Origin of the sequence: Solirubrobacter phytolaccae, assembly GCF_027587195.1 — a bacterium.
Taxonomy (GTDB): domain Bacteria; phylum Actinomycetota; class Thermoleophilia; order Solirubrobacterales; family Solirubrobacteraceae; genus Solirubrobacter; species Solirubrobacter phytolaccae.
On record NZ_JAPDDP010000074.1, the window covers coordinates 21257 to 38869 of the forward strand.

Below are 17613 nucleotides of genomic sequence, written 5' to 3' on the forward strand. Positions count from 1 at the left end.
CGCATCGATCGTCAAGCTGCTCACCTCCTCTCGCGCGCAACGGGGCGACACCAGTCCCGGACGCGTACGGGCACGGCCAAGGCTGTCGCCGCCGGATCGGTCGTCCAGTCATTCGATCACTTCGGACGCTGTGCGGACAGGCGAAGTTCCGTCCCTCGATGCGCCGACATCCCGGATGGTGTCGGTCAGGACGAGCAGCGCACCGCACAGCGCGATCAGCCCGGCGACCAGCACGCCTCGCGCCTCTGCACCATCGGCGGCGATCAGGACCGGCGCCGCCCCACCGCCGAGGTACTGGGCCGCGATCAGCAGCGCGCCGACCGCCGGCGCCGCGACCCCGGCGAGCGTGGCGACGGCACCCGCGGCGCCCGCGTTCGCCGCGACGTGTCCGACGCCGAAGGCCACGATCGCCGCCGCCAGGACCGGCCATCCCGAGCTGGCGTCGAGTGCCGCCGCGAGCCCGACGAGCGCGGCCGCCTGGACGAGCAGGCCCGCCGCGGCGGCGGCAGGATGACCGGCGCGGGCGCCGATCGCGGCGGCCAGCCACGCTCCCGGCAGCACCGCGAGCCCGAAGACGCCGAGCAGCGCCGTCGGGGCGGCGCCCTCGGCGAACGCGGCACCGACGAGGATCGTCGCGCTCACCCCGCTGGCGGTCGTCGCCGCGCCGGCCAGGCAGACGCGGGCGAGCGCGCCGCGCGGCCGCGGCAACCACCGCGACGCGCGCCTCAGGCCGGCCACCGCGACCAGCCCGGCCGCAGCGAGCAACGGCAGCGCGATCGCCGACTCGCGACGCGCCAAGGCGACGGCCGCGAGCACGATGCCGATCGAGAGCAACGCCGACCCGGACGGCAACGCGGCACGCACTGGCGCCGACGCGACACGCCGCCGCGGTTCGGTCGGCCGCTCGGCGCGCGCTTCGACCGACGCGACACGCCGTCCCGCCCGGGACGGCCAACCGGCGCGCGCTACCGACGCGACACGCATTGGTGACCGCCGCCCGGACGGTGTCACCGCCCGAGCGCCACGTACTTGCGCCGCCGCGACCCGCCCGCCCGGCGCGGACGGCAGCCCCGCGCGCACTTCCCCGGGCGTGACACGCGCCGGCCCGGACGACAGGCTGACTCGTTCGCCACGCCCGAGGCGCGGCGCCTCGCGGGCGACCGCGACGCACAGCGCGGCCACGAGTGCCACGACGACACGCCAGGCCGGGACGCCCGCCGACAGCGCGCCCGCCGCGAAGCCGCCGCCGACCGCTCCGCCCAGCGCGGCGAACCCCGCGCGGCGTGTGCGTTCGTCGACGGTTCCGGCGAGCAGGGCCAGCGCGGCCGTCGCGGCCATCGCTCCGCCCGCTCCGAAGAGGGCGCGTCCGGCCAGCGCGAGCGGCAATCCGGCGGCCAGGGCGAACAGGACGCTGCCGGTCGCCGCCACGGTCAGGCCGACGCCCAGCGCGCGAGGCGGCCCCCAGCGCGCGCTCAGCGCCGCCGCCGGGAGCACGACCGCGCCGTAGGCGAACGACGACGCGCTGAACAGCCACGGGTAGGCCGGGCCGGCCGCCCCGACCTCGGCCGCGATCCGGGGTCCCGCGAGCGCGAGCAGGCCGAAGTCGAACGCGCCGAGGAAGGCGGGCGCGCACGCGCAGAGGGTCGTGCGGTTCATGCCGTCGCGACCGCCGCCGCGACCGCGCTGTGGGTGACGAGCTCGACCCCGGCGGTGACGGCGGCGTCCAGCAGCCGGCGCAGCACGTCGACCCGGTGCGCGCGACCGAGGATCTCCGGGTGCAGCGTGACCGTGAGGTGGCGATCCTCGTCGACGGCGGCGGCCAGCTCGGCGAGCCACACCGCGAGCAGGCCGGCCGGGTCCGTCGTGTGGGCGAAGTGCGGTGCGTCGTCGAGCGCCCAGTGCACGGGCAGCTCGACGAGCCCGTCGACCGTGTACGGCCGGTCGTCGCCCATCAGGCTCGAGTCCCAGGCGAAGCCGGCGGCGCGGAGCGCGTCCAGCGTCACGCGCGTGAGCTCCCAGCCCGGCGCGCGGTACCCACGCGGCGCCATCCCCACCACGGACACCAGGGCAGCGCTCCCCTCGATCAGCTCCGAGCGCTGCTCGTCCGCCGGGAGCGTGTTCGGGAAGCGGTGCGTGTGGCCGTGGTGGGCGACCTCGTGCGGCGCGTCCGCCAACGCCGCGATCTCGTCCGGGTGGCGCTCGGCGGTCACGCCCGGCACGTAGAAGGTCGCGGGCGCGGCGAACGCCTCCAGCACGCCGAGGATCCTCGGGAGCCCGGCGGTGATCCCGTACGTGCGCTCCGACCAGCACGAGAGCCGGTGCTCGTAGCCCGCCCCGCCGCGGGGCAGGCCCGCGGCGCCGTCGACGTCGACCGTGACGCTGAGCTGCGCGCCCATCACGCGGCCTCGTGGAACAGGACCCACGCGCGGCCGTCGGCGCGATCCACCAGCACGTCGGTGCCGACGCCGCCCGCCTCCAGCACCGGCCCCATCTCCCGGCGAACCGCGAACCGCCAGCGCGAACGCTCCCCCACCGACAGCGACGGCGTGTCGAGCGGGATCTCCACCCGCGCGGCGGCCGCGCCCGAGACGGACGACGGCTCGCCGAGCCGCCACTCGATCACGACGTCGTCGGGCGGCACGACCGCGTCACGGACGTCCGCGTACAGCTCGGGGGCGTAGTCCGTGATCCGTGCACCAAGCCCACCGAGGTAGAGCGCGAGAGCGGGCGCCGACAGCGGATCGGCCGTCCACCGGATCACCTCGGCGCCGCCGGCGAGCGCACGTTCGCGCTGCGCGAGCTTGAGCCGCCGACCGACGCCGCGCCCGCGGGCGCCGGGCTCGACCGCCAGGCCACACGAGAACAGCTCGCCCGGCCGTCCGGGAAGCGCGAACGAGAACCCGACCACGCGCTCGCCGTCGACCGCGGCCAGCGCGATGCCGCCGTGCGCCGCGCTCGTCTGCGCGAGCCAGGGTGGGAGCGCGTCGCGCTCGGAGAAGGCGAGCGAACGGGCGAGCAGCGCGCACCCGGCCACGAGCTCGGCGCCGTGGGCGTCGCGGACCTCGATCTCAGACATGACCGGGACGATCGAGCGCGGCGCGCCGACCCGCCATCCCTCGTTCGCGGGACGCGCTTGGGGACCCGCCCGCGGACATCGCCATCGCGGACTCCCCCACACGACCACGCGGACGCCCGATGGCGCGGCGCCCCACCGGCCGTGACGGTGTGGCCATGGACACCGCCACCATCACCGGATTGCGCGTCGAGGACGCGATCGCCATGCCGCGCGCGGACGAGTGCGTCGTCGCCCACGCCCGGCGCGAGGAGCAGTACGCCGTGCACGTGACGCGCGACGCGGACGCCACCGACGCCGCGCTGCGTGAGCGGCTCGACGGCGTCGGCACCGTCGCGGTGATCGCCGACGAGACCGTCGACGCGCTCTACGGCGTGGAGCTGAGAAGCCGTCTCCGCGCGCTCGACGTCGACGTGCTCGCCCGCACCGTCCCGGCCGGCGAGCACAGCAAGTCGCTCGACCGTGCGGTGGAGCTGTGGCACTGGCTGGCGGAGAGCCCGCTCGGGCGCCGGGACCTGGTGCTGTGCTTCGGCGGCGGCGTGATCTGCGACATGGGCGGCTGGGTCGCGAGCGTCTACATGCGCGGCGTCCCGTATGTGAACCTGCCGACGACGCTGCTGGCGATGGTCGACGGCGCGCTCGGCGGGAAGGTCGCTGTCAACCACCCGGTCGCCAAGAACCTGCTCGGCGCCTTCCAGCAGCCGGCCGGCGTCGTCTGCCAGCTCGACCTCCTGCGCTCGCTCGAGGCGCGCCAGCTCGGTGCCGGGATCGCCGAGTGCATCAAGAAGGGCGTGATCGCCTCGCCCGCGTACTTCGCGTTCATCGAGCGCGCGGCGCCCGCGCTGATGGCCGGCGACGCGTCCGCGCTGGAGGCGCTCGTGCGCGCCGCGGCCGCGATCAAGACGGCGCTGATCGAGCGCGACCCGTACGAGGTCGACCTGCGCCGCCCGCTGAACTTCGGCCACACGATCGGCCATCCGCTCGAGACCGTCACCGGGTACGCGCCGCTGCTGCACGGCGAGGCGGTCGCGTTCGGGATGGCCGTCGAGGCGACCGTCGCGGCCCGCCGTGGCTGGCTCGACGACCACGTCCTCGACCGCCTGCTCCGCCTGCTCGACGCGTGCGGTCTGCCCGCGCACGCCGACGCGCTCCCGCCGGGCGTGACCGCCGACGCGCTCATCACCGCGATGGAGAAGGTGCGCCTCATCCGCGCCGGCAGCCTGCGCTGGGTCCTCCCCGTCGCGCTCGGCGAGACCGTAATCGCCGACGACGTGACCGAGGCCGAGGTTCGCGCCGCGCTCGCCGACTGCGGTGTGCGTTGAGGGTTGCACGCGTCCGTCGCTACACGTACAGTGATTGAATCACTTACTCTCTTGGAGGTTGGCGATGAATGCATCGGAGGCCCTGCTCGAAGCCGCGGCGCGCGTGATCCCGGGCGGCGTGAACACCTGCCGGAGGCGCAGCGAGCCGCGGCTGTGCTTCCGGCGCGGCTCGGGCGCGTACCTGGAGGACCTCGACGGGCGCTCGTTCATCGACTACCACGCGGCCTACGGCGCGATCCTGCTCGGGCACTCGCACCCCGCGGTGACGGCGCGGGTGGCGAGCGCGATCGAGCAGACCGTCCTGTTCGGGGTCGGCGTCACCGAGTCCGAGGTGGCGCTGGCGGAGAAGATCGTCGAGCACGTGCCGTCGGTCGAGCAGGTCGTGGTCTGCAACTCCGGCTCGGAGGCGACCTACCACGCGATCCGGCTCGCGCGCGGCGTGACCGGCCGCGAGAAGCTGATCAAGTTCCAGGGCTGCTACGACGGCTTCCACGACTACGTCCTGCGCAACGTCCTCAGCCGGCCAGAGGGCGTCGGCGCGCGCGACCCGCACTCCGCGGGCATGCTCGAAGCGGCGGTCGACGCGACCCTCGTGTGCCGCTACAACGACCTCGAGGACGTCCGGGCGACGCTCGAGCGCCACGGCGAGGAGGTCGCCGCGATCATCGTCGAGCCCGTGGCGCACAACTCGCCCGGGCTCCTCCCGCGCCCCGGCTTCCTCGAAGGCCTGCGCGAGCTGTGCGACGCGACCGGCGCGCTCCTGATCTTCGACGAGGTCATCACCGGGTTCCGGCACCACATCGGCGGCTATCAGGCGGTGTGCGGCGTGCTTCCGGACCTGACGACGATGGGCAAGGCGATCGCCAACGGCTTCCCGCTGGCCGCGATCGGCGGGCGCCGCGAGTACCTGGAGCGCCTGAACACGACCGCGGACGGCGACGTGCACTTCGGCGGCACCTACAACGGCAACGCGGCCGCGGTCGAGGCCGGGCTCGCCACGATCGCGCAGCTCGAGGACGGCACCGTCCACGAGCACATCTTCGCCCTCGGCGAGCGCATGCGGAGCGGGCTGGCCGAGGTCGCCGACCGCGTCGGCGTGCCCGCGGTCGTCGGCGGGTTCGGCTCGCTGTTCGTGCTCTGCTTCATGGACGGGCCGCTGGAGACCTACGAGGACGTGCTGCGCAACGACGACGCACTGTTCGGGCGCTACCGCCGCGAGCTCGTCGCGCGCGGGGTGTTCGAGATGCCGGAGAGCCTCGGGCGCAGCCACATCGGCGCGTCGCACACCACCGAGGACATCGACCGCTCGCTCGAGGCGGCCGAGGACGCACTGCGCGCCGCGGTCGACGCGCTCGCCCGGGCGTGAGCGGACTCAAGGCGCGGCTGGCCGCGGGCGAGGTGCTGCTCGGCAGCTTCCTCGCCCTCGGCTCGGCGCCGGCGGCCGAGGCGCTCGCGCTCGCCGGCCTGGACTTCCTGATCGTCGACCTCGAGCACGGGCTCGGCGACGCACCCCGCGTGCTGGAGCAGGTGCTCGCGATCCAGCGCGGCGGCGCCCACGCCCTGGTCCGGGTCGAGTCGGACGTCCGGGAGCGCACGACGCGGATGCTCGACCTCGGCGCCGAAGGCGTCCTCTGCCCGCGCGTGAGCTCGGCGGCGCAGGCCGCGTCCTGGGCCGGCGCGCTGCGCTACACGCGTGATCGCGGCGTGGCGCTGGGTACACGCGGCGCCGGCTACGGGCTCGATCCCGACGGGTTCCTCCACGCTGACGAGCGCACGCTCGGCGTGGTGCAGATCGAGACGCGCGAGGCCGTCGAGGCGTGCGAGGAGATCGCGGCGGTCGACGGCGTGGACGTGCTGTTCGTCGGCCCGTCGGACCTGTCGTACGCGCTCGGGTGCTTCCGCGAGTGGGAGCACCCGGAGCTGTGCGCCGCCACGACACGCTTGGTGCGAGCGGCGCGCGCCGCCGGGAAGGTCGCCGGCACGTTCTGCACCACCACCGCGCAGCTGGAGGTCGCGACCACGCTGGGCTTCCAGCTGCTCGCCGTCGGCACCGACACGTCGTTCCTCATCGCGGGCGCGAGAGCGACGACGGTGCGTCGATCACCGCGCTAGCCCGAGCTATGCGTCCGGGTCGATCTCGCGGGCGCGCTCGGCGTGCGTGGATGCGGCGTCCTTGCGCTGGCGCGCCTCGTCCTGTGCGCGTTCGGCCTCCGCCGCGGCCTCACGGGCCTTACGGGCATGCTCCTCCGCGGTCGCCTCCTCCTCGCGCGCCTGCACGCTGAGCTGCTCGGCGGTGCGCTCGGCGTCGGCCGCCGCTTCCTCGTGGCGGCCGGCCTCGGCGCGACGAGCACGCGCCTCGACGCGGCGCTGCTCGGGGTCCGGACGGCGCGCCCGCAGCAGCAGCACCGCCGCGATCACGAGCACGAGCAGCACGACGGCGATGATGATGAGCGCGGTGGTCACGCCCGAGTTGCTACCCACTCGGTCACCTGGGTAGAGCAACGGCATGCCTGATCTCGACACCGTCCTGGCGTGGCGCGGCAAAGCAGTGCTCGATCGCGACGGCGAGAAGGCAGGCACGCTCGGCGCCCTCTACCTCGACGAAGACGACCGTCCCGCCTACGCGGGCGTGCAGACCGGCCTCTTCCGGCGCCGCGAGTCGATCGTCCCGCTCGACGGCGCCCGCCCGCTCGACGACGACGTGCAGGTCCCCTACACGCTCGACCAGATCCGCTCCGCACCCAACGTCGACGCCGACGTCAACCTCACCGACGACGAGCAGGACCAGCTTGCCGCCCACTACGGCGAGCCGACCAAGATCCTCGAAGGCGACACCGGCCCCGAGGCCGAGATGGTGCGCTCGGAGGAGGAGGTCGACATCAGCGTCGCCCCGGCCAAGCCCCGCGAGCGCGTCCGGTTGCGCAAGCACACCGTCGTCGAGCAGGTCGAGACGACCGTGCCCGTGCGCCGCGAGGAGATCCGCCTGGAGCGTGACCCCCCGCCGGATGGCAAGATCGTCGACGTCGAAGATGCGTAGCCGTCGATGAGCGCTGCCGGAGGCGACGGTGGCTGAGCGCGGTGCCCGTCCGCGGGTTCCCGCGGCTCGTCGCCGGCTGTTGCGGGCGGCGCGTGTGTTCTTCACGCCGCTGCTGCCCGACGACTACCTGGAGCTGATCAATCCGCTGTGGTCAAGCCGCGAGCTGCGCGGCCGCATCGAGGCGATCACGCACGAGACCGCCGACTCGGTGACGGTGACGATCCGGCCCGGGTGGGTCTGGGAGGGACATGAGCCGGGGCAGTACCTGCGCGTCGGGGTGATCGTCGACGGCATCCATCACTGGCGTGCCTACTCGATCACCTCGGATCCCGGTCGCCGGGACGGCTTCATCTCGATCACCCCGAAGTTGGTCGAGACCGGCAAGGTGACGCCGTATCTGGTCCGGAAGGCGCACCCGGGCACGATCGTGCGGCTGGGCGGAGTGGAAGGGACGTTCACGCTGCCCGACCCGCTGCCGCGGCGGCTGCTCTTCATCAGCGCCGGCAGCGGCGTCACGCCGATCATGAGCATGTTGCGCGATCTCGCCAGGCGCGGAGCGCTCCAGGACGTCGCGCATCTTCACTCGGCGCGGACGCCCGACGCGGTCATCTTCGGCGAGCAGCTCCGAGCGCTGGCCGACACACATGAGGACTACCGGCTGCACGTGCAGCACACCGGCGAGTGCGGGCGGCTCGCACCGGCCGACCTTGACCGCCTGTGCCCGGACTGGCGCGAGCGCGAAGCATTCCTCAGCGGCCCCGGCGAGATGCTCGACGCCATGCACGCCCACTGGGACGAGCACGCGGACGCCGCGCGCCTGCACATGGAGCGCTTCCAGCCGGTCATCGGGGGCGAAGCCGCGGGCGGCGAGGGCGGCGAGATCTCCTTCCTGGCGAGCGACGAGCAGGCGTACTCGGACGGCAGCACGCCGATCCTGGTCGCCGGCGAGGAGGCCGGCGCCGCGCTCCCGTTCGGGTGCCGCATGGGCATCTGCCACACGTGCGTCGGTCGCCTGCGGTCCGGACGGGTACGCGACCTGCGGACGGGGAAGGTCTCCGGAACCGAGGGCGAGATGGTCCGCACCTGCATCAACGCGCCCGAAGGTCCGGTGGAGATCGAGCTCTGACCCGATGCGAGGAACGCCATGGACACCATGATCGAAAGCCCGCTGGCTCACCTGAGCGAGGCGCAGTTCGAGGATCTCGCGCGCGAGTTCGACGCGATCCACGACGAGGTGTTCTCCGAGCTCGGCGAGCGCGACCGGCGATACATCACGAGCATGATCGAGATGCACCGGCGCCTGGCGGTGCTCGGCCGGGTGCTGCTGTTCGCCGCCCGCTACAAGCCGGCCTGGGCGGCGGGAACGGCGACGCTGTCGCTGGCCAAGATCCTCGAGAACATGGAGATCGGCCACAACGTCATGCATGGCCAGTGGGACTGGATGCAGGACCCCTACATCCACTCCTCCTCCTGGGACTGGGACTCCGCCTCCACGCCCGAGGCCTGGAAGCACTCGCACAACTACATCCACCACACCTACACGAACATCCGCGGCAAGGACAAGGACCTCGGCTACAAGATCATGCGGGTCGACCCGCACCAGAAGTGGGTCCCGGTCTACCTGTTCCAGCCGGCCTACAACGTGCTGCTGATGGCGTTCTTCGAGTGGGGCGTGGCCTTCCACGACCTCGATCTGGACGCAATCGCCAAGGGTGAGAAGTCCACCAAGGCGCTCAAGCGCGAGCTCAAGGGCATGGCGCGCAAAGCCGGCCGCCAGATCGCGAAGGACTACATCGCGTACCCGCTGCTCTCCGGACGCAAGGGCTTCAAGAGCACGCTGACGGCCAACGTCACCGCGAACATCATCCGCAACGTGTGGGCGCACGCGATCATCTTCTGCGGCCACTTCCCCGACCAGACCTACACGTTCAGCGAAGACGAGGTCGGCGACGAGACGCGCGGACGCTTCTACGTCCGCCAGCTGCTCGGCGCCGCGAACATCGAGGGCAGTCCGCTGTTCCACGTCATCAGCGGCAACCTCGGGTACCAGGTCGAGCACCACCTGTTCCCGGACATGCCGAGCACGCGCTACTCGGAGATCGCGCCACAGATCAAGGAGATCTGCGAGCGCTACGAGCTGCCCTACAACACCGGACCGTTCCTCAAGCAGTGGGCGACCGTCCAGCGCACGATCCTGCGCCTCGCATTGCCGGGCGGGCGCCCGCGGCCCAAGCCCGGCCCGTTCCAGCGCCCGTCCGAGAACGGCCACGAGGCGTGGCATCCCGACATCGCCGAGCGCCAGCGCCGCGGCGCGGTCGCGACGGGACCTGAGCTGCCCGTCGACGGCGTCCGGGTGGACGGCACCGTCCCGCTGGGTTGACGTTCAGAGGGCGTTTGGACCGAACGTGTTTCATTGCGTCGCACCATTGGGCAGCGTCCACGCTGTCGCAGGAGCCGATCGCTCCTGTGCCACCCCTTAGAAGACAGCCGTCGATCGAGTTCGATCTTTCGGAATGCGTCTGAGGGCCTTTCCAGCCCGACCGAAGGATCCTGCATGAGCACCCAGAGCGAGACTCGCCGCGAAAACGGCGCCACGACCGCACGCGACCGCGACGCCCGGCCCACACGCCGTCTGAGCACCGAGACCAAGGCCTCCTTCAAGACGACGGAGTTCTTCGCCTACATCGGCCTGCTGATCGCGTTGTTCATCAGCGCCGCCGTGGTCGACGAGAGCAACGCCGGCGGCTTCGGCGCCCAGCAGGTCTGGCTGTACGCGACCGTTCTCACCGTCGGCTACATGGTCAGCCGCGGGCTCGCCAAGTCCGGCAGCCGCGACCCGTACGACGCCGACGACCACTAGCCTCCGTCCGATCAGCCCGCGGAGGTCGCCGCCGCCCGGTCGTGTCCTGTTTGACGACACGTCGGACGTGGGTAACGCTCCACCGTCGAGGGCATCGAGTCCGACGCTCAGCAGCACGAGCAGCGGCATCTGAACTCGCGGACACAACGACGGCATTTACGCAGCCGTGCTCGCCCCGACACCACTCGTTCCACCGTTGCCACCTGCCGCGTGTCGGCGCGGCACCGCGGCACCGGGTCCGCGCCTCCCCTCCTCCCCGCGGACCCGGGGCCGCCCCCATCGGCCCACCATGACCTCACCCGCCACCACCGCCGCCGAAGAGCTCGTTCCCCTGCTGCGCGGAAGGCTCCACGCGTACGCCTTCTGGGCCGCGTTGCTCGCCGCCGCGGCGCTGGTCGCGTTGGCTCCGTCGAGCACCGCGCGCGCCGCGTGCGCGATCTACGGAACAGCGCTTTGCGCGCTCTTCGCGATCAGCGCGCTCTACCACCGCTGGCGGTGGGACCCGCGTTGGCGGCCGCTCATGCGACGCCTCGACCACAGCACCATCCACATCTTCATCGCCGCCTCCACGACCCCGCTCGCCCTGCTCGTCCTCGACGGTCAGCTGCAGACGTTCGTGCTGACCTGCTCATGGCTCGGCGCGCTCGGCGGCATCGTCCTCAGCGTCGCGTGGATCGACGCGCCGCGCGCCCTCGTCGCGCTCAGCTACGTGCTGGTCGGCTGGGCCGCGCTGATCGGGATCCCGCAGATGGTCGATCGGCTCCCGGCGACACCGCTGATCCTTCTGGCCTCGGGTGCCGTGCTCTACATCGGCGGGGCACTCGTGTACGCGACGCGCCGCCCCAACCCGTGGCCACGTGTCTGTGGGTTCCACGAGGTGTTCCACGGCCTGGTCGTCGCCGCCGCCGTCACCCACTTTGTGACGATGGCCGGCTGGGTCGTCCACGCCGCCCCGACCTAGCGACGTTCGGTCACCCAACGTGCCGGCCTCGAGCAAGTCGGCGCATCCAGAACCAGCGATTGATCACTGGTCCCTCACGGGTAGGCCGTCGATGGGCAGAGGGCATGAGCGCCGACGTTGGCTTCGGGCGAGCAGCGGACACCTGACTTCGAGCGGCCGCGTGCTGGCGCGGCCAGGCGGCACCGGGTCCTCGGCTCTCTCCCCCCCGTCGATCCGGTCCGCCTCCCCACCGCTCGCTGCTCACCGACACGTCGGCGCGCGAGCTAGTCCGAGGCGCTTGCGGGGTGCTGGTCTTCGACGAGCAGATCCGAAGGGCTGAGCACGAAGACCTCGCAGATCATGTCCGGGTCCTGCTGGTTGCCGCTCATGAACCCGACCACCGGCCGACCGGTCGCGTGTTCGATGACCGCCGTGAAGCGGTCGCGCATGACCTCCTGGAACGCCATCCGCTGCTCGATGACCGCGGTTCCTCGCCCGCCGTCGAGCAGCGTCTCCTCGACGCGGGTGAACCCACCCCGAAGCAAGCAGACCACGAGGTCGTCCTGATAGTAGGTCTTGGCCTGGGTCGGACCGCGGCCGTAGAACTCCTTCAGCAGCGCGACCATCCCGTTCGAGACCGCCGTCAGCACGTCACCGTGCGTGCCGTGCAGGCTGTGGGTGTCACCGTCGGCGATGTCGGCATTCTACCCCCAACACCGGGACCACTAGCGTCCGCGTACACGCAGCAGTATGGTGCTCCAGTGAGGGCTTGAAGGTGAGGTTCCCATTGCGGTGGGAGCACCACTGTCGGACTTCGGGTTTGCGACGCAACCTGGAGCCTTTGCAATGCCTTCATATGACGCTTTTGGCGAGCCGGACGGACCGACAGGCTTCTCCTGCGACTGGCGTCCGATCGGGATGGACGCCGCGGCCGTGCGCGTGACCGGGGACCTCGACTCGGTCACGGCACCGCAGGTGTGGGGTGTCCTCGACGAGGCGCTCGAGCACGCGCGGCTCGTCGTGATCAACCTGCGCGAAGTGCTGTTCGTGGACAGCTCCGGGCTCCGCTTGCTGCTCGAGGCGACGCGCCGGACGCGCGAGAGCGGGGCGCGGTTGGTCTTGATCGGCGCGCAGAAGGGGGTGGAGCGCTTGTTCGCCTTGACGGCGACGCGTGCACTCGTCGACGCGATTCCCGTGGCCTCGGCTGCCGCGGACGGCACCTCCGCACCTATGACCAACGGCGGGATCGATCCCCTCGACAACCCGGTCAACGCCCGCGTCGTCATGGCGCGCGTCATGGACATCCACGAGCGCGCGTTGTGGGCTCACAGCCCCGACGGCGCGATCCGGCGAGCGTGGGCACCGGCGTCGGATGGCGATCGCGTGCCGGCGGGAGCCCGGGTCGAGATCTACCTCGACCACCAGGGCGCCGTCAACGGCTGGTGGCACACAGACTCCCGAGTGGCGGTCAACCAGCGCCACCTGACCACCACGGGCACCGAGCAGGAACGGGCCAGAGCGCTCGCCTGCCAAGGCACATGTGAGCTGCTGTGGCAGGCTCCGGCCGCGGCGCAGGTGCTCGACCACCATGAACGCTGCCTCACCTGCGCGGGCCCTCTTGTCCTGGTCTGACTCCAGCTCGCCGCTCTCCGGCGAAGCGCTCCTGGACGCGGTCACCGACGCGATCGTCGCCCTGCACCTGCGCGAGTACGGCACCTTCCCGGCTACCGCCGAGACCGTCTTGCTCGGCGACGATCTCCTGGCCTGCACCCGGGGCGGAGTCCACGCCGACCCCGGCGACCCCTGGATCGAGTTCGAACGCACCGCGGCTTCGAACGGCAGGGGCGAGACCGTGCAGACCAGCCCACACCACACCTACGTCGACGTGGTGCAGCGCCTCTCCGGACGGACGGTGCTGGCCTTCGTCTGCAACCACGCCGCCGGGCCCGACGTCTGGGTCGATCTGTTCTGGCTCACGACCTGACCCGGCCCCCGCGCGGGTTTGGCTAAGGTTCCCGGCGAGCCAGTCGCACCCACGACGTGGGTCAGGGAATCCGGTGAGAAGCCGGAGCTGACGCGCAGCGGTATGGGGGACCGGCGGAGCATCGGCCACTGGATCGACTGATCCGGGAAGGCGCTTCGCCGGATCGATCCCGAGCCCGAAGACCTGCTGGCTTGCGGCTTCCTCGCGTGCACTGCGCGCCGGTCGCCGGATCGTCCAACGGGTCCCGCGCATGGGCCTCAGATCGCGAAGGAACCCGCGCGTGAGCGCACGCCATTCGACCGGCCGTCGTGCCGGTCTTCATCTCGCCGGACTGCTCGCGCTGGCGCTCTCGATCGCGGTCGCGATCACGATCGGCCCGGCCGCGCTATCGGTCGGCGACGTTGCGCGCGTGGTCGGCGAGCACCTGGGCTTCGGGGAAGCCGGGGTGTCCCGGATCAAGGACGGGATCGTCTGGGAGCTGCGGTTGCCGCGCACGTTGTTGGCTGCGGTCTGCGGCGCCGGCCTGGCGATCTGCGGCGCGATCATGCAGTCGCTGCTGCGCAACCCGCTCGCGGACCCGTTCGTGCTCGGGATCTCGTCCGGCGCGTCGACCGGCGCCGTCCTGGTCATGATCCTCGGGCTCGGCGCCGGCGCGATCAGCCTGTCCGCGGGTGCCTTCGCCGGCGCGCTGCTCGCGTTCGGCCTGGTGGTCGTCCTCGCCGCGGGCGTCGGCGGTGGCACCGATCGGATCCTGCTCGCGGGCGTCGCCGGAACCCAGCTCTTCTCGGCGCTGACGTCGTTCATCGTCACGTCGTCGGCCGACGCGGAGCAGACACGCGGCGTGCTGTTCTGGCTGCTCGGCTCGCTCGCCGGCGCCGGCTGGGACCAGGTCGCGCTGTGCGGCGCCGTCACGCTGCTCGGGCTGGCCGTGTGCCTGCTCTGCGCGCCCGCCCTGGACGCGTTCGCGTTCGGCCAGGACGCCGCCGCGGCGCTCGGCGTGCCGGTCGCCTGGGTGCGGGGGCTGCTGCTCGTCGTCACGGCGCTGCTCACCGCGGCGCTCGTCAGCGCGGCGGGCGCGATCGGCTTCGTCGGCCTCGTGCTCCCCCATGCCGCGCGGCTGCTGACCGGCCCCGGGCACCGCGTCCTGCTTCCCGCCACCGCGCTGATCGGAGCGATCTTCCTGGTCTGGGTCGACACCGCCGCGCGCACGCTGCTCGATCCGCAGGAGCTGCCCGTCGGAGTCATGACGGCGCTGATCGGCGTGCCCGCGTTCGCGGCGATCCTCTACCGGCGGCGGGCCGTCGCGTGACCGTGCACGCGCGCGAGGTGTCGTGGTCCGCGGGTGGGCGGTTGATCGTCGACGCGGTGACGCTGGAGGTCGCGCCCGGCTCCACGCTCGGGCTGCTCGGGCCGAACGGCTCGGGCAAGTCCTCCCTGCTGCGGTTGCTGGCCGGCCTGCGCCGGCCGTCGGGCGGCGCCGTCCTGCTCGACGAGCACGACCTGCGCGATCTGCGCCGGCGCCACGTCGCGCGCCGCCTCGCGCTGGTCGAGCAGCACGCGGGCACGGAGCTCGACCTGTGCGTGCTCGACATCGTGCGGCTGGGCCGGATCCCGCACCGCCGCGCCTGGACGCCCGACCGCCCCGAGGACGACCGCGCCGTCGCCGCCGCGATCGCGAGCACGGACCTGCAGGACAAGCTCGCGCAGTCCTGGTCGACGTTGTCGGGCGGCGAGCGCCAGCGCGTGCAGATCGCCCGCGCGCTCGCGCAGGAGCCGCGTGAGCTGCTGCTCGACGAGCCGACCAACCACCTCGACATCCACCATCAGCTGGACCTGTTGAGCCTCGTCGCCGCGCTGCCGGTGACCACCGTCGTCGCGCTGCACGACCTCAACCTGGCGGCGATGTTCTGCGACCAGCTGGTCGTGCTCGCCGCCGGTCGCGTCGTCGCCGCGGGCACGCCCGCCGCGGTGCTCACCCCCGAGCTGATCCAACGCGTCTACGGCGTCCGCGCGGTGGTCACCGCCGACCCCGAGACCGGCGCCGTAGCCGTCCGCTTCCTCGCCCACCGATCCCCTCCCAGGAGCCCAATCCCGTGACCCGACGTCTGCTCACCGCCGTCCTGCTGTGCGGCTTCTTCGCCGCCTGCGGGGACGACGGCCCCGCCGTCTCCGCCGCCCCGACCGCGACGGCCACCGCGGCCGGCCCGGTGACGCTGCGCAACTGCGGGCTGGAGGTGCGCGTCGAAGCGCCGCCGCAGCGGGCGGTCGCGCTCAGCCAGCCCGCGACCGAGATCCTGCTCGCCCTCGGCCTGGAGGACCGGATCGCCGGCGCCAACGCGCGCAAGGACGAGCTGCTGCCCGCCCAGCAGGCCGGCTACGCGAAGGTGCCCAAGCTGCCCGCCGAGGCGGTGTCGTTCGAGCGCGTGCTCAAGGCCGAGCCCGACTTCGCGTACTCCACCTTCCGCTGGTCGTTCTCCGACGAGGGCGTCGCGCCGCGCGAGAAGTTCGAGCAGCTCGGCGTCCCGACCTACCTCTCGACCAGCGAGTGCACCGCCCAGCAGTCGGCGCAGCCGAAGGCGCTGACGATCGACGACGTCTACGCCGAGATCACCGACGTCGCGCGCATCTTCGGCGTCGAAGAGCGCGGCGCGCAGGTCGTCGCGGACCTCAAGCAGCGGATGCAGACCGCGGCCGCCGGCCTCAAGGCCGAGGACGTGTCGCTGCTGTGGTGGTACGCGAACCCGAAGACGCCCTACATCGCCGGCTGCTGCGGCGCGCCCGGGATCATGACCAAGGCGCTGGGCGCGACGAACGCGAACGAGGCCAACCGCGCGCTGTGGCCCGAGATCAGCTGGGAAGCGATCCTCGAGATGGACCCGACCGTGCTCGTGCTCGCCGACATGAAGCGCAGCGACGAGGGCGCCGCGGCGGAGGAGAAGATCCGGCTGCTCGAGTCCGACCCGGTCGCCTCGCGGCTGACCGCGGTGCGCGAGAAGCGGTACATCATCGTCCCGGCCGTCGAGATGGACCCCGGCCTGCGCAACGTCGACGGGATCGAGAAGGTCGCCGCCGGCCTCCGCGAGCTCGGGCTGTGATGGGCATCCTCGAGCGCTGGGACGCCCAGCAGGCCGCGTACATCGCCGACCGCGAGGGCCGCTTCGCGATCATGCTCGACGTGCTGGCGCTGACCGTCGGCGAGGCGCCGCTGGTCGTCGACCTCGCCTGCGGACCGGGCTCGCTGAGCGCCCGGGTGCTCGCCCGCTTCCCGGCAGCGCGCGTCGTCGCGCTCGACCTCGACCCGCTCCTGCTGCAGGTCGCGGAGGAGTCCCTCGCGCCGTACGCGGACCGGCTCACGCTCCTCGACGCGGACCTCACCGCCGACGACTGGCCCGCGGCCGTGTCGGCGGCCTTCGACGGTGAGCCGCCGAAGGCCGCGGTCTCGACCACCGCGCTGCACTGGCTCACGCCATCCCAGCTCGTCGGCGTGTACGCGCACGCCGCCACGCTGCTCGCGCCCGGCGGGGTCCTGCTCAACGGCGACCACTTCCGCTTCTCCGAGCACGAGCACCCGACCCTGCACCGCGCCGCGGGCGAGCACGACGCGGCCACGCAGCGCCGGGCCTTCGCCGACGGCGCGCCCGACTGGGAGGCGTGGTGGACCGAGGCCCGCGCACTCCCGGGCGGAGCCGAGCTCGGGGCCGAACGCGACCGCCGCTTCGCCGCTCGCCCGGCCCCGGAGCCGACCACGATCGAGTTCCAGCTCGCCGCCCTCCGGCAGGCCGGCTTCGACGAGGTCGCTCCCGTCTGGCAGCTGCTGGACTTCGGCCGGACGAGCCCGTCGGGAAGCGTGCGCGGTTAGGAGTTCGATAGGCGATCCACTACGGTCCCGGCTCGTGATCATCGGCATCGACCTCGGCACGACCGGATCGCGTGTCGCCGTGCTGCGCCGCGGCAAGCCGGTGATCATCCCGAACCGCGAAGGTGAATCGACCACCCCGTCCGTCGTCGCGTTCGGACCGGACGGGGAGTGCTTGGTCGGCAGCGCCGCCAGACGCCAGCGGGTCACGAATCCCGCGAACACGATCGTCTCCGTCAAGCGCCTGATGGGCCGCAGAGTGGCCGAGGTGCGTGAGGAGGCGTCGACCGTCCAGTACGAAGTCATGGCGAGCAACCTCGCCGACGCCCGTGTCGCCGCCGCGGGGCAGGAGTACTCGCCGCCGGAGATCGCCGCGTCGATCCTGCAGAAGCTGAAGGCCGACGCCGAGGCGTACCTGGGTGAGCCCGTCGACGGTGCGGTCATCGGCGTTCCGGCCTGCTTCAACGACGATCAGCGTCAGGCGACCAAGGACGCCGGCCGGATCGCGGGCCTGGACGTCAAGCGCATCATCAACGAGCCG

General features: G+C 72.5%; 20 protein-coding genes and 1 riboswitch. Of the genes, 15 read left to right on the forward strand and 5 right to left on the reverse strand.

What is annotated here, in order from left to right; all coding sequences use genetic code 11:
* Window positions 1–108 precede the first annotated feature (108 nt).
* Genes OJ997_RS28915 through OJ997_RS28925 form a run of 3 tightly spaced genes read right to left on the reverse strand, consistent with a single transcriptional unit; the run spans window position 109 to window position 3076 of the window.
* Window positions 109–1656, reverse strand: coding sequence for an MFS transporter (locus tag OJ997_RS28915; RefSeq protein ID WP_270028822.1), 1548 nt, complete (start codon window positions 1654–1656; stop codon window positions 109–111).
* Window positions 1653–2396 carry a polysaccharide deacetylase family protein gene (locus OJ997_RS28920; RefSeq protein WP_270028823.1) on the reverse strand — a complete coding sequence of 248 codons (744 nt, stop codon included), beginning with the start codon at window positions 2394–2396 and terminating at the stop codon, window positions 1653–1655. Before OJ997_RS28920 ends, OJ997_RS28915 begins: the two co-directional genes overlap by 4 nt.
* Window positions 2396–3076: a GNAT family N-acetyltransferase gene (locus OJ997_RS28925; RefSeq protein ID WP_270028824.1), complete on the reverse strand. Its 681-nt coding sequence runs from the start codon at window positions 3074–3076 to the stop codon at window positions 2396–2398. Before OJ997_RS28925 ends, OJ997_RS28920 begins: the two co-directional genes overlap by 1 nt.
* 155 nt (window positions 3077–3231) lie before the next feature.
* On the opposite strand from OJ997_RS28925, the gene OJ997_RS28930 reads away from it, so the two are divergent.
* From OJ997_RS28930 to OJ997_RS28940, 3 genes are all read left to right on the forward strand, one after another.
* Window positions 3232–4395 (forward strand): 3-dehydroquinate synthase family protein, encoded by a 1164-nt coding sequence (locus OJ997_RS28930; RefSeq protein ID WP_270028825.1) that lies wholly within the window; start codon window positions 3232–3234, stop codon window positions 4393–4395.
* Window positions 4396–4459: 64 nt separating this feature from the next.
* Window positions 4460–5761 (forward strand): aspartate aminotransferase family protein, encoded by a 1302-nt coding sequence (locus OJ997_RS28935; protein WP_270028826.1) that lies wholly within the window; start codon window positions 4460–4462, stop codon window positions 5759–5761.
* Window positions 5758–6507, forward strand: coding sequence for an HpcH/HpaI aldolase family protein (locus OJ997_RS28940; protein ID WP_270028827.1), 750 nt, complete (start codon window positions 5758–5760; stop codon window positions 6505–6507). The genes OJ997_RS28935 and OJ997_RS28940 overlap by 4 nt, the downstream gene beginning before the upstream one ends.
* Window positions 6508–6513: 6 nt before the next feature.
* Here OJ997_RS28940 and OJ997_RS28945 read toward each other — a convergent pair whose 3' ends face one another.
* A complete protein-coding gene (locus OJ997_RS28945; protein ID WP_270028828.1) occupies window positions 6514–6858 on the reverse strand; it encodes a hypothetical protein in 345 nt (114 codons plus the stop codon).
* A 43-nt stretch (window positions 6859–6901) separates the two neighbouring features.
* Here OJ997_RS28945 and OJ997_RS28950 point away from each other — a divergent pair, with 43 nt between their 5' ends.
* The 5 genes from OJ997_RS28950 (at window position 6902) to trhA (ending at window position 11253) form a co-directional block, all read left to right on the forward strand.
* A complete protein-coding gene (locus OJ997_RS28950) occupies window positions 6902–7432 on the forward strand; it encodes a PRC-barrel domain-containing protein (protein WP_270028829.1) in 531 nt (176 codons plus the stop codon).
* Window positions 7433–7460: 28 nt separating this feature from the next.
* Window positions 7461–8558: a ferredoxin reductase gene (locus tag OJ997_RS28955; protein WP_372517945.1), complete on the forward strand. Its 1098-nt coding sequence runs from the start codon at window positions 7461–7463 to the stop codon at window positions 8556–8558.
* A gap of 18 nt (window positions 8559–8576) precedes the next feature.
* Window positions 8577–9812, forward strand: coding sequence for a fatty acid desaturase family protein (locus OJ997_RS28960; RefSeq protein ID WP_270028831.1), 1236 nt, complete (start codon window positions 8577–8579; stop codon window positions 9810–9812).
* A gap of 174 nt (window positions 9813–9986) precedes the next feature.
* Entirely contained in the window at window positions 9987–10292 is a 306-nt protein-coding gene (locus OJ997_RS28965; RefSeq protein ID WP_270028832.1) for a hypothetical protein, read from the forward strand.
* A 289-nt stretch (window positions 10293–10581) separates the two neighbouring features.
* Window positions 10582–11253 carry a PAQR family membrane homeostasis protein TrhA gene (gene trhA / locus OJ997_RS28970; protein ID WP_270028833.1) on the forward strand — a complete coding sequence of 224 codons (672 nt, stop codon included), beginning with the start codon at window positions 10582–10584 and terminating at the stop codon, window positions 11251–11253.
* A gap of 263 nt (window positions 11254–11516) precedes the next feature.
* On the opposite strand, the gene OJ997_RS28975 is transcribed toward trhA, so the two are convergent.
* A complete protein-coding gene (locus OJ997_RS28975; protein ID WP_270028834.1) occupies window positions 11517–11882 on the reverse strand; it encodes a Na-translocating system protein MpsC family protein in 366 nt (121 codons plus the stop codon).
* A 268-nt stretch (window positions 11883–12150) separates the two neighbouring features.
* On the opposite strand from OJ997_RS28975, the gene OJ997_RS28980 reads away from it, so the two are divergent.
* The 7 genes from OJ997_RS28980 to OJ997_RS29010 all read left to right on the forward strand — a co-directional run.
* Complete coding sequence (locus tag OJ997_RS28980) at window positions 12151–12864, forward strand: STAS domain-containing protein (protein ID WP_270028835.1); 714 nt, start codon at window positions 12151–12153, stop codon at window positions 12862–12864.
* Window positions 12851–13216 carry a hypothetical protein gene (locus tag OJ997_RS28985; protein ID WP_270028836.1) on the forward strand — a complete coding sequence of 122 codons (366 nt, stop codon included), beginning with the start codon at window positions 12851–12853 and terminating at the stop codon, window positions 13214–13216. Before OJ997_RS28980 ends, OJ997_RS28985 begins: the two co-directional genes overlap by 14 nt.
* Before the next feature lie 23 nt (window positions 13217–13239).
* Window positions 13240–13421: riboswitch (cobalamin riboswitch) on the forward strand.
* A 45-nt stretch (window positions 13422–13466) separates the two neighbouring features.
* Complete coding sequence (locus OJ997_RS28990; RefSeq protein ID WP_505011404.1) at window positions 13467–14525, forward strand: FecCD family ABC transporter permease; 1059 nt, start codon at window positions 13467–13469, stop codon at window positions 14523–14525.
* On the forward strand, window positions 14522–15313 hold the full coding sequence (locus tag OJ997_RS28995) for an ABC transporter ATP-binding protein (RefSeq protein WP_270028838.1): 792 nt from the start codon (window positions 14522–14524) through the stop codon (window positions 15311–15313). Before OJ997_RS28990 ends, OJ997_RS28995 begins: the two co-directional genes overlap by 4 nt.
* Complete coding sequence (locus OJ997_RS29000; protein ID WP_270028839.1) at window positions 15310–16311, forward strand: ABC transporter substrate-binding protein; 1002 nt, start codon at window positions 15310–15312, stop codon at window positions 16309–16311. The genes OJ997_RS28995 and OJ997_RS29000 overlap by 4 nt, the downstream gene beginning before the upstream one ends.
* A complete protein-coding gene (locus OJ997_RS29005; RefSeq protein ID WP_270028840.1) occupies window positions 16311–17075 on the forward strand; it encodes a class I SAM-dependent methyltransferase in 765 nt (254 codons plus the stop codon). The genes OJ997_RS29000 and OJ997_RS29005 overlap by 1 nt, the downstream gene beginning before the upstream one ends.
* 34 nt (window positions 17076–17109) lie before the next feature.
* On the forward strand, window positions 17110–17613 hold a 504-nt coding region (locus tag OJ997_RS29010), incomplete at its 3' end, for an Hsp70 family protein (protein ID WP_270028841.1).